12 protein-coding genes, 1 tRNA gene and 2 pseudogenes are annotated in these 15,744 nt (G+C 65.6%); 7 read left to right on the top strand and 8 right to left on the bottom strand.

Annotated elements, in window-relative coordinates; genetic code table 11:
- Together FMM79_RS11670 and FMM79_RS11675 are read left to right on the top strand one after the other, a co-directional pair.
- Positions 1-646: DUF3426 domain-containing protein (locus tag FMM79_RS11670; protein WP_240339128.1), on the top strand; the 646-nt coding region annotated here is incomplete at its 5' end.
- Between the two features lie 75 nt (positions 647-721).
- Positions 722-1,582, top strand: coding sequence for an NTP transferase domain-containing protein (locus tag FMM79_RS11675; protein ID WP_148627660.1), 861 nt, complete (start codon positions 722-724; stop codon positions 1,580-1,582).
- Positions 1,583-1,685: 103 nt separating this feature from the next.
- Here the strand turns inward: FMM79_RS11675 and FMM79_RS11680 are convergent.
- The 7 genes and pseudogenes from FMM79_RS11680 to FMM79_RS11705 form a co-directional block, all read right to left on the bottom strand.
- Positions 1,686-1,772: transfer RNA gene (locus tag FMM79_RS11680), tRNA-Leu, on the bottom strand.
- Positions 1,773-2,586: 814 nt separating this feature from the next.
- A pseudogene (locus FMM79_RS11685) lies at positions 2,587-3,387 on the bottom strand (IS5 family transposase); the annotation flags it as partial.
- A gap of 557 nt (positions 3,388-3,944) precedes the next feature.
- The gene (locus tag FMM79_RS11690) at positions 3,945-4,463 is read right to left on the bottom strand and encodes a cytochrome b (protein WP_148627728.1); all 519 of its coding nucleotides are present in this window, start codon (positions 4,461-4,463) and stop codon (positions 3,945-3,947) included.
- Between the two features lie 4 nt (positions 4,464-4,467).
- Positions 4,468-5,433, bottom strand: coding sequence for a TonB-dependent receptor plug domain-containing protein (locus FMM79_RS11695; protein ID WP_371710906.1), 966 nt, complete (start codon positions 5,431-5,433; stop codon positions 4,468-4,470).
- A gap of 75 nt (positions 5,434-5,508) precedes the next feature.
- Complete coding sequence (locus FMM79_RS22275; RefSeq protein WP_371710907.1) at positions 5,509-5,658, bottom strand: hypothetical protein; 150 nt, start codon at positions 5,656-5,658, stop codon at positions 5,509-5,511.
- Positions 5,659-5,975: 317 nt separating this feature from the next.
- Positions 5,976-7,373, bottom strand: a complete 1,398-nt coding sequence (locus FMM79_RS11700; protein WP_148627661.1) for a porin — start codon at positions 7,371-7,373, stop codon at positions 5,976-5,978.
- Positions 7,374-7,498: 125 nt separating this feature from the next.
- Complete coding sequence (locus tag FMM79_RS11705) at positions 7,499-8,479, bottom strand: PQQ-dependent catabolism-associated beta-propeller protein (RefSeq protein WP_148627729.1); 981 nt, start codon at positions 8,477-8,479, stop codon at positions 7,499-7,501.
- Positions 8,480-8,654: 175 nt separating this feature from the next.
- On the opposite strand from FMM79_RS11705, the gene pedF reads away from it, so the two are divergent.
- From pedF to FMM79_RS11730, 5 genes and pseudogenes are all read left to right on the top strand, one after another.
- The gene (pedF, locus tag FMM79_RS11710; RefSeq protein WP_205466642.1) at positions 8,655-9,101 is read left to right on the top strand and encodes a cytochrome c-550 PedF; all 447 of its coding nucleotides are present in this window, start codon (positions 8,655-8,657) and stop codon (positions 9,099-9,101) included.
- A gap of 65 nt (positions 9,102-9,166) precedes the next feature.
- Positions 9,167-9,994: an ABC transporter substrate-binding protein gene (locus tag FMM79_RS11715; RefSeq protein ID WP_240339129.1), complete on the top strand. Its 828-nt coding sequence runs from the start codon at positions 9,167-9,169 to the stop codon at positions 9,992-9,994.
- A gap of 256 nt (positions 9,995-10,250) precedes the next feature.
- Positions 10,251-11,999, top strand: a pseudogene (locus FMM79_RS11720) (methanol/ethanol family PQQ-dependent dehydrogenase).
- A gap of 81 nt (positions 12,000-12,080) precedes the next feature.
- A complete protein-coding gene (locus FMM79_RS11725; RefSeq protein WP_148627664.1) occupies positions 12,081-12,761 on the top strand; it encodes a response regulator transcription factor in 681 nt (226 codons plus the stop codon).
- A gap of 250 nt (positions 12,762-13,011) precedes the next feature.
- On the top strand, positions 13,012-13,452 hold the full coding sequence (locus FMM79_RS11730; RefSeq protein WP_148627665.1) for a thioesterase family protein: 441 nt from the start codon (positions 13,012-13,014) through the stop codon (positions 13,450-13,452).
- 4 nt (positions 13,453-13,456) lie between these two features.
- Here FMM79_RS11730 and FMM79_RS11735 read toward each other — a convergent pair whose 3' ends face one another.
- Entirely contained in the window at positions 13,457-15,730 is a 2,274-nt protein-coding gene (locus FMM79_RS11735) for a PAS-domain containing protein (protein WP_148627666.1), read from the bottom strand.
- Positions 15,731-15,744: the final 14 nt, after the last annotated feature.

Raw genomic sequence — 15,744 nt, forward strand, 5'->3', positions numbered from 1 at the left:
GGCGGGCGCCCCGGCCGCGGCGCCCGCCCCGGCACCGCGCACAGCACCAAGGCCAACCGCGAAGCCTAAGGCCCATACCGATGCGGAACGCGCCGAGATGGCGACGCCCGCCTCGCTGCGAAAGCCTCCGGCGGCGGTCTACGACGATACCGAGAACACAGTCCACTACGCCGACGAGCGCAGCTCCAGCTTCGATTTCGCGCCGCCCTTCCAGCCCCGCCGCAACTGGGCAAAGATCGGCACCTACGCGGCTTCGATCTTTGCGGTGGTGACACTGGGCCTGACCGGCGCCATCGCCTGGGGCGGCCTGCCCGACTGGATTCCCACCCCGCACGAGACCTTCCGGCAGGGCGCGCCCGACCTTCAGCTCGATTTTCCGCGCAAACGCCAGGACCGCCAGCGTCTCGCCGATGGCAGCGACTTTTTCAGCGTCAGCGGCACGATCGGCAACATCGGCAGCGAGACCCGCTACGTGCCCTCGCTGCTGGTCGTCCTGCGCGACGCGCGCGAGCGGATCATCTACGAAAAGGAAATCGTGCCTCCCACCCGCAAACTGGCGGCAGGTGAAGTCATCACCATCAACGAGGCCCTGACCGACATCCCAAAGGCCGCGACCACCGCTGAGATCGGCTGGAAGCCCGACTGAGCGCCCACCGGCGCTCGGATCCGCCAGGTCGGCAGGTCACGCCGCTGTCATACGCCCGCGCCATAGGGGCGGGGCATGCCTTCCCATACCCCACACCCGACGACCGTGGCCGAGACCGGCCCTGTCCGCCTGATCGTGCTGGCCGGGCAGCGCGGCCCGTCTTCCGACCCGCTGTCCGAGCGTTTCGGCGTCAGCCACCGCAGCCTCGTGCCGCTCGCCGGACGCCCGCTGATCGCGCATGTCCTGCAGACCGGCGCGCAGCACCCCAAGATCGGGAGCCTCGCCATCTGCATCGAGCAGGAGGCCTTCGATCCGGTCTGGGACGTGCTCACCCGCTTGCCTGGCCGGGGTGCGGTCACCCTCATCGAAGCGCGCGAGGATGTCGCGCAAAGCATTCGTGCGGCCGCGCAGGGCTGGGATGGCCCGCTTCTGGTCACTACCGCCGACCATGCGCTCCTGAGCGGCGAGACCATCGGCCAGCTCGTTACGGCCCTGGAGAGCGCCGACATCGCGCTCGCGCTCGCCCCGCGCGAGGCGGTCGAGGCGGTGCATCCCAGCGGATCGCCACATTACCTAAGCTTGCGCGACGGACATCTGGCCCCCTGCGACCTCTGCGGCGTGCGCAGCACCGAGTTCCTGGGGGCTGCGGCCATCTTTCGGGGACGTCGCGCCTCGGTTCGAATAGCCTTGCGCATTGCACGCGCCATGGGCCTTATGGGCCTGCTCCTGCTGGCATTGGGCCTCGAAACGCGCAGCGGCGCTCGTGCACGCGCCTCGCGTCGCCTGCGGGCCCGCGTGGAGGCGGTCATCACGCCGGACGGCACGCAGGCCATCGATGTCGGGAACGAGCAGAGCTACGCCATCGTGCGCCATCAGCTTGAAGCGCGCGCGCGCGAGGCGGCAACGGTCGAGGCCATCGCCCTCAGCGCCTCCTGACGCCTCCGCGCGCGCCACGCAGAAACGCCGAAAGGCACCGACCTTCCGGTTTCCCGGAAGGGGTGCCCGAAGGCTTTTATCTGTTTCTTTTCAGAAATCTGCCTGGTGCGGTCGAGAAGACTCGAACTTCCACGGGCTTTCGCCCACAACGACCTCAACGTTGCGCGTCTACCAATTCCGCCACGACCGCTAAATCAGAGGAGCTTTTCAAAGCGTCCCTCGGCAGGAGCGCGCCCCTAGCAAGGCTTTCCGGACCGGGCAAGTGATTCGTTTCGATTATTTTTGCAACGCCTGCGCCCCCGCCTCACCAGAACGGCAAAAACACCTGAATTTCCGCCATTTCAGGTCAGAATCGCCTCACAAAAAAAGTTTAAGGCGGGCGCCGCGGTGCGGACCAAAGTGCAATATCGGGCGCCGCGCCTTCCATGCAAAACCCTGCGCAAAGATCATGAACGGGGAGATTTTTTCACCATGCGCCATCCACGCGCCCTTTCGCGAGGCCCTGGGACCTCGTCCATCGCCCTTGGCCTTGGTCTTGCGCTGGCCCTTTGCGCCTGTTCGGGCGGCGAGCGGGGCGAGGCTCCGACACAGCCCGAACCCAGCGCAAGCGCAACCTTGCCAGAGAGCCCGGCCGAACCGGACAGCCCGCCCGCCAGCGTGCCGAGCGAAAGTCCTTCCCCGCAAGCCGAGGCCAGCCCGGAGCCGAGCCCGACTCCCACGCCCACCGAGACCAAGGCCACCCCGGTTCCCAAACCCGCACCTGCGCCGACGCCCACCCCGGAACCGGTCTCGGCAGCAGGCCCTCCCGCGGCCTTCGGGCGCTGCGCGGTGTGCCACACCGCGGAAAAAGGCGCGCCCGACAAACTGGGTCCCAACCTCTTCGGTACCTTTGGCCACACGATGGGCCAGGGCAGCTTTGGCTATTCGGACGGGCTTTGTTGCATAAATAGATCGCATGGCAGCAGTTGGCCTTTGAAGGCATCAATCACGCGACACGCTGAGTTTTGGGCCTTCCGAGTGCGGTGAAACGGTTGAGGATGGCCGCTCCATCGTTTCCAGATTGGCCTGCCGAACCGCCGGTGTGAGCGAACGATTTCATTGCGGGCGGCAACGCCCGGTGTGCTCCCGGGCCAGGCTTTTGCATTGCTACGGGCGGGGATGATGGCACAGGCATCGCGCGCGGCAATGGCTTCGTGACAGGCTCTGGTGTCAAACGCGCCATCAGCGCTGACGGTCTCGATGACTTGATCGTGTGGGATCTGCTCTAGTAGTTCAGGCAGCATGGGCGCATCGCCAACCCGGCTTCCGGTCACTTCGATGGCACGGATTTCAAATGATCCGGCGTCCACGTCCAGGTGGACCTTGCGCCACTGGCGGCGTTTGGACGGGCCATGCTTGCGCCTGCACCATTCCCCGTCTCCAACCGCCTTGATGCCCGTGCTGTCGATCAACAGATGCAGCGGCTCTGCCCGGGGTTGGCAGGGGATCTCGACAAGCAGGGTCTTCTGCCTCCGGCTCAAGGTGCTGAAATCCGGCACCGGCCAATCGAGCCCTGCCATCTTGAGAAGGCTGGAGACCATGCCGGTGGTCTGGCGCAAGGGAAGCTTGAACACTCCCTTCAGCGTCAGGCAGGCCTGGATCGCGGCATCCGAGAACATAGGCTGACGCCCGCGCTTGCCTGTTGGCGCGGACAGCCACTGCATCCCCGGATCAAACCAGACCTGAAGCGAACCTCTCTGCGCCAGCGCTGCGTTATAGGACTTCCAGTTTGTCGTGTGGTAGCGGGCCTTGGGCGGTTTGCTGATCGCCGCCCCTTAACCACCTGGATTCACAAACGGAATCCCTCGGTGATTTGCGCAACAAAGCCATGTGGGTGGACAGTGCGTTCCATCCAAGGGCTTTACGGCGCGCACGGCGACGCAGGTATGCAACGTCCTTGTACTGCTCAGCTTCCAAATTCTCCGTTATCTCATAATTATTTTCGGGCTCGCCGCATCCGAGGTTTGCTTGACATGATGTTGCCGCCGTCGCCGTGCCAACGGTAGCTTTTTCGTACCTGCCGTTCAAAACCGTCCTCCTGAATGGTGCCTTTGTCCCAGCCGCGGTTCATAAGCGGACCGACCGCTCGTTGGCGCACCATTTTTCCACTCGAGCGACTTGTTTGGGCGCGTAACGGCCATTGCACCGGGGCAAGAGCATTGAGCAGATCCGACAGACGTCCGCGAGGGGAGGGCTGTCAGGGCGCCAAGCACTGCGCCTTCCAATTCCGGGAGCGCGAGGATGATGGCCTTCGCATCGACCTTTTCGTTCCGACCTGAACCAGGACGTTTTGCATATCCTTCGCGGACGGCGGAGCAGGTATTCAGAGCATCCGCTTCAGGATATCGTCCTTGAGCAGGAAATGGTGGCGCAGGGCCGCGAGCGCATGGCCGGCGACAAGCGCGATCAGGAGGTAGCCGCCGATCTCGTGCGCCTCGTGGCCAAGACCTGCAAGCAGGCTGTCCTTCAGCACCGGCAGGCGGGGGATGTCGAACAGGCCGAACCAGGTCAACGGATAAGGGCTCGCCGAGGACATGATCCAGCCGGTCAGCGGCATCGCGATCATAAAGAGGTAGAGCACGACGTGGACCAGATGCGCGAGGCCGACTTCAACCCGTGCCATCGTTGCAGGATAGGCGGGCGCGGTCCAGGCCATGCGCCAGCCCAGCCGCACCAGCGAGAGGACCAGAACGGTCATCCCCACGGCCTTGTGCAGCGGCATGATCGCGATGACCCCGTCCAGCGGTTCGTGCAGCAGGCCGCCAGCAATATTGGCGATAATCAGCAGCGCGATCAGCCAGTGCAGCGTGCGCGCACCTACGTTGTAGCGTACTGTCCCCATGGCCTCACATACCCATCGCAGCCCCGCCCACAGCGTGCGGGGCACACCCTGATCCATAGACCCTCCCTGGTAGCGCGTCACGATGGTTTCGTCGGTCACGTTCTTGGCGCGCAGCACCAGGCTGGCCTTCGCTCCAAGTGGAACTTGCGCGAAGAGGTCGAGCGTGGTGGCGGCAGGCAGCACATCGCTTTCCCGGTCGTCCTCGTACTGCGCGCCGACATGGCGCAGCGTCGCCGCGAGGCGCCACCCCTCGCCCGGCACCAGTCCGAGTGTGGCCGAAGCGGCGTACTTCGGGGTCTGCGAGGGACGAAATCCGCGTCTGACGCTGGCGCAAGTTGGGCTCCAGCGTGACGTTGGCGATGGCGTGCTTCACCCGGTTTTCGAAGGCGGCCAGAGTGAATTTCACCCCTGACATAGGTGTGAGATCAAGCCCGGCCTCGTAGCCCTCCAGCCTCTCGCTGCGCAGTTGCGCATTAGCTTGGGTGATGACGGGAAAGACCACGAAGGGCCGGTAGAGTTCGTTGAGCGTGGGCATGCGCAGACCCGAATAGGCCGCACCGCGCACGGCCAGCGCCTCGCTCAGCGCCCGCCACGCGCCGCCGCGCCAGGTCACCGTCCAGTCGGCGTGTTTGGCATAGTCGCTGCGCCCGGTCGGCGTCCCTTGCGCATCGCGCGTCGCATAGTAGCCGCCCGAAATGACCGTGCGGTCGGTGCGCATCCCCCCGGTGAGGGTGAGCGCGCCGAGGCGCCGGTCGTCCTCGGCAAAGAGGCCCAGATCGCTGTTTACTCTGCCCGCCTGCCGCCGCTCGGTCACCTTGCCTGAAAAGGCGCTGATCGCGATCTCGTTCATCGCGCCCGAAGAGCGCCGCCAGTCGGTCCCCAAACGCAGCGTGTGCGCATCGTCCACGGACAGCCGCAGCTCGAACTTGCCGCCGATTCCCGTCGCGGGGGTCTTGTACTGGTCGAGCACGGGGGTGAAGCGGCTCGAGGAAATGACCGTATTGGAGAAATTGCGTGCCTGGACATAAGCCAGCGCGTCGAACTGTCAGGTGCCGCGCCCGACGAGGCGCAGGCTCGCGTCCTGCCCCTCGCTCGCGCTGTCGGCGCCCACAAAGCGCAAGGTGCGATCGTCGCGAAAGATCAGGCCACGCGCCTGAAGCTCCACGTTCTCGCTGATCGGAGCTACGGCACGCAAGCCCAGCGACCAGGATCCGAAGCGCGCCCAGGGTGTCGGGCGAAAGCGCGGTGAGCGGAATATACCCGAAGAAGCGGTCGGCCATCGGCACGCCATCACCGAGCACGAGCGCGCGGCCGGTGGCGTTGCCGCCCAGCGCGCGCAAGGTCACCCCTTGCGCGGAGGGGTTGGACGAGCGGCTGTCCAAGCGGCGAAACTGCTGGAAACCCGCGACCGAGGAGGCGGACGGCCCGTCATGCCGACAACCGGCTATCCGGGAAGATACCGTGCGGACACACAGGCGCCCGCACGGTTCGGTGGTGCTCCGGAAAAAACGCCTAGAAGAAGAGGATGCCGCCCATGGCGAGGGCATCGCTCTCGGCCTCATTGCCCGAATGGGCCTCCGCTTTGGAGTGGATGTACTCGCCGATCAGCGTCACCCAGCTGGTCAGGCTGTAGCGCACCTGAGCGACATAGCTGGAGTTGGTCTTGACGAGGTCCGGGTTGGTGAGTGCGTCGGCCGGGTTGGCAAAGTCGAGCGAGCTTTCGCCATAGCTGCCGCCCACCGCGAACTTGCCGAAGGTGGCGAGGCCCTGGACGTAGAAGCCGTGGCTCGAACGCGGATTGCCTTGCGCGTCGGTGTCGAACAGGCCGAGCACGGTCGTGCCCAGCCCCCTGGCCCAGTAGTAGTAACCGGTCACGGTAATGGGGCCCGCCGTGACCTTGGCGCCCATGTCGAGCCCGCGCCCGGTGTAATTGCCGCCGGTCAGCATGTCGTGCTTTTGGGTGATGCCGGACGCCCACAGGTGCGCAGCCACGCCGCCGAACTGGCCAGCGTAAGTGAGCTTGCCCTGGAAGCCGGGCTCGGAATTCGCCTGCGCCGGGCCGGTCAGCGAGGAGAGCGGCTGGAACACGCCGACTGCGGCCTGGAAGCCGCCCAGCTTGGGGCTGGTATAAGTGATCTGCGGCTGGAAGTCGGTGTAGATGTAGCCCGAACCGATGCGGCCCAGCGTCGTGTTGGCGGGCGCCACGTTGCCGCCGGGCGAGCCTGAGGAAAGCAGCGTGATGTCGTTGAGGATCGCGTCCGAGCCGAACAGGCCGATGTCGCGGCCCAGCTTGATCGTGCCGAAGTTGGCGCGGCCAAAGCTCATGTAGGTCTGGCGCGCATCGATGCCCGAAGTGGCAAGAGCAGTGGGCTGACCGCCGTTGTTGGCGCCCAGCGTCCCCCAGGCAGCCGAGTTGATGCCGGGGTAGAGGCCAAAGAAGGCGTTGATATCCCAGCCCGCCTGCTGGGTGGACACCGAGACCGTCAGGAAGCCGGGAAGAAGGCCGTTGCGCACCGCGCTCGAATTCTTTGTGCCCACGCTGGCAATGCCGCCCACGACCGACGTGGTCGCCGAAGGCGTGTCCGGATTGTCGTGGACGTAGAAGCCGTTGACCGAGCCTGCGAACTGGATCGTGGCCGGGCCGACCTCCAGGCCGATACCGCTTTGGGTCCGCTTGACGAGAAGGCCGGTGTCGACCTCGCCGCCCTGCACGGCCACTGCCGGGGCAGGCGTGGCGTCGGCCTCGGCGGCCTCTTCGGCGAGGAGTTCGTTGTACTCTTCGTCGGTCAGGATACCTTTTTCGTGCAGACGCTTAAGCAGGGTCTCGCCCGTACCGGCAAAGACCGGCGCCGTGGACATGGCGATAGCCCCCAGCGCAGCGATGCTGCGCAGCATGATCTTGCCGATCATCGTTCATCCCCTCCTGAGGTTTATGTATCGTCTTTTCCTGCGACTGTTTTCAGCATGAGAGCGGATGGGAATGTGCGAAATTGGACTTTGGGACGAACTGCCCCGCGTCGGTGCAAACCGCGCCCTCAGTGACCCAGCGCGACGCCCCAGGGCCCTTTGCCTGCCGGGATCGTGGCGATGACCTCCAGCGCGGCAATGTCGAGCAGCGAGAGCGTGTCGCTGGCCCCGTTGGCCACAAGGGCACGCGCGCCATCGGGCAAGATCGCCAGGTGCCAGGGCCGCTCACCCACAGGGACATAGCCGCGCACCTCTGCGCTCGCGACATCGACCACGGCCACCGCGTTCGCGCGCCCCAGCGCGACCAGCGCCGTCTTGCCATCGGGCGTAAAGCGGATGCCGCAGGGCATGACCTTGTAAGCAGGGACGCCGGGCGGCGCGAAGGCGATGGTGCGCACAATCGCGCGCGTCGCGACATCGGCGATGTGGACGGTGCCTGCCATTTCCGCGCCGATCCAGACCTGCGCGCCGTCGGGCGTGAACTCCACATGACGCGGGCGCGCGTCGGTTTCCATTTCCTGGCGCACCTCGTGGCTGGCGACATCGACCCACGCAACGGTGTTGTCCTCCTCGCTCGCCACCAGCAGCCACGTGCCGTCAGGGCTCTGCGCGATGCCTTCGGGCTCCTCGCCCACCGCGACCTGCCAGGCGACCTTGCCTTCCACCAGATCGACCGCAGTTGCCGCCGCATTGTCCTCGTTGGCCACGAACAGGTAGCGCCCGTCGAAAGCCGGAAAGAACTGCTCGGGGTCCGCGCCCGAGGGAAGTGTGCGCACAAGCGCGCCCGTTGCCGGGTCGCGTACCTCGACGGCGTTGTCTAGGCTGGCGCAGATGAGGAGGTACGTGCCATCGCGCGACAGCGCGATCCCGCGCGGGCGCTGGCCGACCGGCCACTCGGCCACGATCGCCCGGCTCTCGAGGTCGACGACCGAGACCGTTGAGCTGCGCTCGTTGCTGATGTAGGCGCGCGTGCCCGCGCTGGCAGGGGCGCTCGCGGCAAGCGCGCTACCCAGGGTTAGAAACGCTGTGAACGCGCGGCGGGCTGACATCTCCATGATCCTCTCCATTTGCCTTGCAAACCTAGGCATTTGCGCGCCCTGGGCCCATTGCACCTTGGTCTTGTACCATGGTCCAATTGGGGAAAGTTAAAGGCTTGGGCTAGATCATGGACAGCATTCGGGGACGCGTGGCCAGGCCCTGAGGTCGCAGAGGATGACTGACACCATGACGATACGTACAGGCCGCGCGGCCCTGGTCGCGGCGGCGGCCATTGCTTCGCTCACCGCGGGCACCAGCCTGCTGGCCCACGGCAACGTAACCCCCCAGGCGGTCGACACGTCAGCCCTGCCCGACATCGACGAGGGCGGCAACGAAAACTGGATCGCCGAGAACCCCTATTCGGGCAACGCCAAGGCCATCGCCATCGGCGAGAGCGCCTATGGCCAGAACTGCGCGCGCTGCCATGGCCTCGAAGCCATTTCAGGCGGCATTGCGCCCGACCTGCGCTACCTCGAACTTGGCCCCTCGGGCGATGAATGGTTCGTCGAGCGCTACCGCAACGGCTCCAGCCACGACGGCAAGGTCTACATGCCGCCCTTCGGCGAGGTGCTGGGCCAGAAGGCAGGCTGGGCGATCCGCGCCTGGCTCGAAACCAAGTACACCGACGAGTAAGCGCGATGGAGAGTGGTCGCAGGACTCTCCTGAAGAGCCTTTTCGCCGCCGCAGGGGCGCTGGCCATGCCAGCAGCCCTGCGGCCTTCGTCGCTTTGGGCCGCCCCGCTTGCCAAGGTGCGCGAGGCTGGCGTACTGCGCGTCGGGCTCTACACCGACAACCGGCCGTGGTCCTGGGATGACGGCGGCAAACCTGCCGGAATCGATGCCGACCTTGCCCGTACGCTCGCCGAGAGCCTGGGCCTGCGCGCCGACATCGCCCTGTTCATCGCCGACGAGGAAGTCTCCGACGACTTGCGCAACGTGGTCTGGCGCGGGGGCCTCCTCGGCTTTCAGCCCTGCGACGTCATGCTGCACGTCCCCTTCGACCGCACCTTGATGCAGCAGGAGAACAACGTCGTCTTCATGGCGCCCTACTACCGTGAGAGTTTCAGCGCAGCCTGCAGCCCGGACGCGGGCAACTGCGAGGTCGTGCCCGCGCAGTTCAAGGGCCACCCGATCGCGGCCGAACTCGATTCGATCCCCGACTTCTACCTCCTCGGCCACGCAGGAGGGATCTTGGCACGCGACCTCGTCCACAAACGCACCGGCTACGAGGCGATTTCCGCGCTGGGCACGGGCGAGGCGGACTTCGCGGTGGCCAGCCGCGCGCAGATCGAGGCCGCCATGGCCGATGCACCCCAAGCGGGCATCCGTGCGCGCCATGGCCCCCTGCCAATGATGCTTTCACCCGGCTGGGACATCGGCATCGCAGTCAAGCAGAACTCCCGCTCGCTTGGCTTCGCGCTCGAGGACGAGATGAACGTTATGATCGCCGATGGCCGCATGGCCGCACTGTTTTCCAGGCACGGTGTGAACTGGCAGCCCGCATTGGCGAGCCAAAGCGCAGCGTGAACGGGGGGACGGGGGTGCCGACTGCGACCGGCGCCCCCCGAACCGTTCCCAGCCCCTCCCACGAGCCATCCGGCAGCGTCGGAATCGGGACTTTCCCGGGACTTGGCACACACCCTATCGCCATACCCCTCATCCCAAGGTGCAATTGTTTGCGCCCCTGCGAGGTCTAGGCTGATCGCCGACGACCGAAGATCATGGGGGGCACATCCCGAGCAACGAATCCTTGGCGAGGTCACCCCAATAACGGAGGGATAGGATGAAGCGGCGTTTTTCACATTTTCTGGCTGGCCTGGCAGCTGCCACCGCGCTGGTCGCAGCCCCGGCACTGGCCGACCACCACGGGCCGACCACCAGCGACCTGATGAACGACGCGGCAACGCCGGGCGACGTTCTGAGCTATGGCATGGGGCCCTGGCAGCAGCGCTTTTCCGGCCTCGACGCCCTCAACTCGGATAACGTCAGCAAGCTCGTCCCCGTCTTCGCCGCCTCACTCGGCGGGGAGAAGCAGCGCGGGCAGGAAGCCCAGCCGCTGGTCTACGACGGCACTATCTAAGTCACCGGCTCCTATTCGCGCCTCTTTGCCTTCGACGCGCGGACCGGCGAGAAGAAGTGGGAATACACCGCTCGCCTGCCCGATGGCATCATGCCCTGCTGCGACGTCGTCAACCGAGGCGCCGCGATCCACGGCGAGAAGATCATCTTCGCCACGCTCGATGCGCGCCTGATCGCGCTCAACCGCGAGACCGGCAAGGTCATCTGGAATAAGAAGACCGCCGACTACCAGGAAGGCTATTCGGCCACCGCCGCTCCGCTGATCGTCAAGGACATGGTCATCACTGGCAACTCGGGGGGTGAATTCGGCGTGGTCGGCGCGGTCCAGGCCCGCAACGTCGACACCGGCGAACTGATCTGGGAACGCCCCGTGATCGAGGGCCACATGGGTACCTTGAATGGTGCGCCCAACGGCATGACCGGCAAGCTCAACGCGACCTGGAAAGGGGATCTGTGGAAGACCGGCGGCGGCGCCACCTGGCTGGGCGGCACCTACGACCCGGGCACAAACCTGCTCTACTTCGGCACCGGCAACCCGGCCCCCTGGAACAGCCACCTGCGTCCGGGCGACAACCTCTACACCTCCTCGACGCTCGCCATCGACGCCGACACCGGCGTCATCAAGTGGCACTACCAGACCACCCCGCACGATGGCTGGGACTTCGATGGCGTGAACGAGTTCATCCCGTTTAACGCCACGATGAACGGCAAGCCGATGAAGCTGGTCGCCAAGGCCGACCGCAACGGCCATTTCTACGTGCTCGACCGGACCGACGGCAAGCTCCTGGGTGCGCACAAGTTCGTCATGCAGACGACCTGGGCCGACGGCATCGACCTCAAAACTGGCCGCCCCAACTACATCGGTGAGGGCCGCCCCGGTGCGCCGAGCGGCACGGAAAAAGGCAAGGTCGTGTTCTCTTCGCCCTCGTTCCTGGGTGGCAATAACTGGATGCCGATGGCCTATTCGCAGGACACCGGCCTGTTCTACATTCCCAGCAACGACTGGGGCATGGACATCTGGAACGAGCCTATCGCCTACAAGAAGGGCGCGGCCTATCTGGGGGCGGGCTTCACCATCAAGCCGATCGCCGATGACCACATCGGAGCCTTGCGCGCGATGGACCCCAAGACCGGCAAGATCGTGTGGGAATACAAGAACCCCGCTCCGCTGTGGGGCGGCGTGCTCACCACTAAGGGCAACCTCGTCTTTACCGGCACGCCCGAAGGCTACCTCAAGGCGTTCGACGCCAAGACCGGCACCGAGCTGTGGAAGTTCCAGACCGGTTCGGGCGTGGTCGGCTCGCCCGTCACCTGGGAACAGGACGGCGAGCAGTACGTCGCGGTGATGTCGGGCTGGGGCGGCGCGGTTCCGCTGTGGGGCGGCGAAGTTGCCAAGACCTTCAAGGACATCAGCCAGGGCGGCATGCTCTGGGTGTTCAAGCTGCCCAAGTAAGACGCAAGAAAACAGTAACCGGAGTGCTGGCACAAGGGATCATCCCGAGGCTGGCGCTCCCTCCCTCCCCGGGATAGGAACATGAACGCACTGGCAGGAATGGAACGCGTGATGGGCGAACTGACAAGCCCCGACAAGGTGCTGATCGTCGACGATCACTCGCTGGTGCGCGATGGCCTTCGTTCGATCTTCGACGATGCCTTTCCCTCCTGCGAAATCCTGGAAGCCGACAGCCTGCAGGGCGCGCTCCAGGCGCTCGACACAGCCGACGATTTCGATCTCGTCCTCCTCGATCTCAACATTCCCGATGTCTCGCACCTCTCCGGCCTCGAGGCGCTGCGCGACCGTTTTCCAGCCACCCCCGTGGTCATGGTCTCGGGCGTGACCGACCGCAACGTAGTGCGGGACGCGCTGGCCGCTGGGGCCGCCGGATTCGTGCCCAAGTCGCTCAAGCGCACGGCCATCGTCGAGGCGCTGCAACTCGTCCTCTCGGGCGAGATCTATATGCCCGAACTCGAATGCGACGAGACCCAGGCCGCCGAGGAAGACATGATCCGCGCCCGGATCGAGACCCTCACCCCCCAGCAACGCGTAGTCCTGGGCCACCTCGTCGCCGGCCGCCTCAACAAGCAGATCGCCTACGAGCTTGACGTCTCGATGACGACGGTGAAGGCGCACGTCTCGGCGATCCTTCAGAAAATGAACGTCTTTTCGCGCACGCAGGCCGTCATCATGGCAGGCAAGATCGGCTTTCGCGGGTAGTAAGAAGATGATTGATTCAAGGAGCCATCGTCCCTTGACCCCGAAACGGGCGACCTCACCTTTCTCAGCCACGGTGGGGGGCGCAAGGTGAGGTCGACAGTTCGGGGAGCCCGAGGGCGATGGCCCCCGGAAAACTCCTTCTGTTCCTTTTTTTAAGTACCCGCTTCGCGGGAAAGCCGCAGCCTTCCGCAGGGCGACAAACGGCCTTGCGTCTCTTTGCGTTGGACAGATTGGCTGGTAGCCCCCTCCGATGAGCCGTGAACCCTTGCGCGAACGCGCCTACTACCGCGCCTTTGTCCTCGTCGCCACGCGTTGGCGCGACAACGACATCTACGGCCACGCCAACAACGTGGTCTACTATTCGTGGTTCGACACGGTGGTGAACACCTGGCTGATCGAGGCGGGCCTGCTCGACCTTGAAAGCGAAGCGCCGACAGGGCCCATCGGTCTCGTCGTCGAAACGGGGTGCCGCTATGCGGCCTCGGTGCAATTCCCGCAGAAGCTGGAAGTGGGCCTCCGCATCGCCCGGCTCGGCTCCTCCAGCGTCACCTATCACCTCGGTCTCTTCGTCGCAGGCGAAGAAGCCGCTGCGGCTGAGGCCCACTACACCCACGTCTATGTCGACCGGGACAGCCGCCGCCCGACCCCTATGGCCGAGGACTGGCGCACTGCCTTTGCCGCGCTGACCTGAGCGTTCAGAGCACGTCGAGCTGGCGCAGCAGTGCGCGCAGGCGTGCCGGTTTCACCGGCTTGTTGAGCACGGGAAGACCCTGCGCTGCGGCCAGTTCGGCCACTTCATCGCCCCGATCAGCGGTGATCAGGATGGCCGGGATCTCGCGTTCGGTCTGGCCGCGCAGGATTGCCACTGCCTCGTCGCCCGTGCGGCCATCGTCGAGGTGGAAATCGACGATCATCAGGACCGGCCCCTGCTCCAACGCGGCCGCAGCCGCCGGATCGCAGGCGTCCGAGACCGCCACGACATCGAGCCCCCAGTTCTCCAGCAGCGCCTCCATGCCGCGCAGGATCGCAGGGTCGTTGTCGACGACAAGCACCAGCCCGCCTTCTTCCGCACGCACCCCTTGCGAGCTGGCGGGCAATGCGGGCGCACGCGCTTCGGGCGCACAACGCGGCGCGCGGATCGTGAAGCAGGCCCCTTGCCCAGGCGCGGTCTCCAGTTCGATGGCGTGGCCCAGCACCGCCGTCACGCGGCGCACGATGGCCAGGCCCAGCCCCTTCCCGGGGATCTTCTGCGTCTTGCCAACCCGGCGGAATTCCTCGAAGATCTGTGCGCAGTCCTCTTCGGCAATGCCGGGCCCGGTATCGCGCACGCGCACGCTGACCTCGTCCGTGGTGTGTGTCACCACCACGCAGACCCGCCCCTCCTCGGTGTAGCGGATTGCGTTAGAGACGAAGTTCTGCAGCACGCGGCGCAGCAGGCGCGGGTCGGAACGAACCCACAGGTCCGTCTCGGGAATGTCGAACTCGAGCCCTCCGGCCTGAGCGAGTGGGGCGAACTCGATGCGCAGCGCCGCCAGAATCGGGGCGAGCGCCAGTGGCTGTATCTCGGGCTGGACGGCCCCGGCATCAAGGCGCGAGATTTCGAAAAGGGCCTCCAGCAGTTCCTCGACCGAATCGAGCGCGGTTGAGGCCTGCTGGACAAGGCTCGCCGCGCGTTCGGGCATGGCCATGCCATCCATCGCCGAGACGAACAGGCGCGCCGCGTTCAGCGGCTGGAGCAGGTCATGGCTGGCCGAGGCAATGAAGCTCGTCTTGGAGCGGTTGGCGGTCTCTGCCTCGTTCTTGGCATCGACCAGCTGGCGGTTGACCTCAACAAGTTCGGCGGTGCGTTCCTCCACACGCCGCTCCAGCGTTTCGGCGGTCTCGGTCAGCGAGCGCTGGAAGCGGACATGGTCGGTGACATCGTCGAAGGTGAAGACCATGCCCCCGTTCTTGAGCGGGACCGAGCGGATCACGACATGGCGTTCGCCCATCATGCACATCATTTCCAGCTGGCCGAGCGAGCGTGCCTCGCCCTCCTCGCGCCAGTCGAGCGCCTCGGCCCGATCAAGCCCCTGGCGTTCGAGGCACCAGGTGCGCAGCATCTCGTGGTTCTCGATCTCGGGTGCCCCTTCGCCGGCTTCGCCTTCGAAGCCCAGCATCGCGAGGACGCCTTCGTTCCAGGCCTGGAGGTGGCCGGTCGCATCGAACAGGCACACGCCTTCGGACAGCGTGTCGAGCGTGGCCTGAAGCGCGAGATTGCGTTCGGCCAGTTCGCGCGCGCGCTGGCGCGCGTCCTCGGCCTTCACCGAGGTGATATCAGTGTAGATCCCGACGGTGCCGCCCTGGGTGGTGCGCAGCTCGTTGATCTGGATCCAGCGCCCGTCCGAGAGCGCCTGGACATGTGCGCCCTTCGCGCGGCGATGCTGCGCAACACGGTCCTTCAGCCAGCGCTCGGGCGCCACGCGCGAGGCCACCGTCGCGCCTGAGCGCGCGAGGCGCGAGGCCAGTTCGGAAAACTCCGGCGCGCGGTCGGAGATCGCCTCGAAATAGGGAAATATCTTCAGGAAGGCCCGGTTGCACAGGATCATCCGGTCTTCATCGTCGAACAAGGCAAAGCCGTCCGAGAGCGATTCGATGGCGTCGCGCAGGAGAACACGCGCAGCCGTCGCGTCGGCATGGGCCTGAGCGAGTTCGGCGTTGACCGTGTTCAAACGCTCCAACGCAATTTCCAGCGCCCCGGTACGGTCGCGCACCATGGCTTCGAGCGAGATCGCCGTCTCGAACATCGAGAAGGCCCCGCCCTGCAGGTCAGTCGAGCGTTCCACCCGATCGATCAGCGCGGCGTTAATCTTCTCCAGTTGCTTCACGCGCGTGCGCAGCCGCACCAGTTCGGCATCCCGGTCTTCGGTCGTTTCCTCCAGGGAACTTGCCCCCTTCGCCAGTCTTTCCCCCGACTTTTCGCGCAGCATGGCCGGTCTCTCTC

Source organism: Novosphingobium sp. BW1 (assembly GCF_008107685.1).
Taxonomy (GTDB): Bacteria; Pseudomonadota; Alphaproteobacteria; order Sphingomonadales; family Sphingomonadaceae; genus Novosphingobium.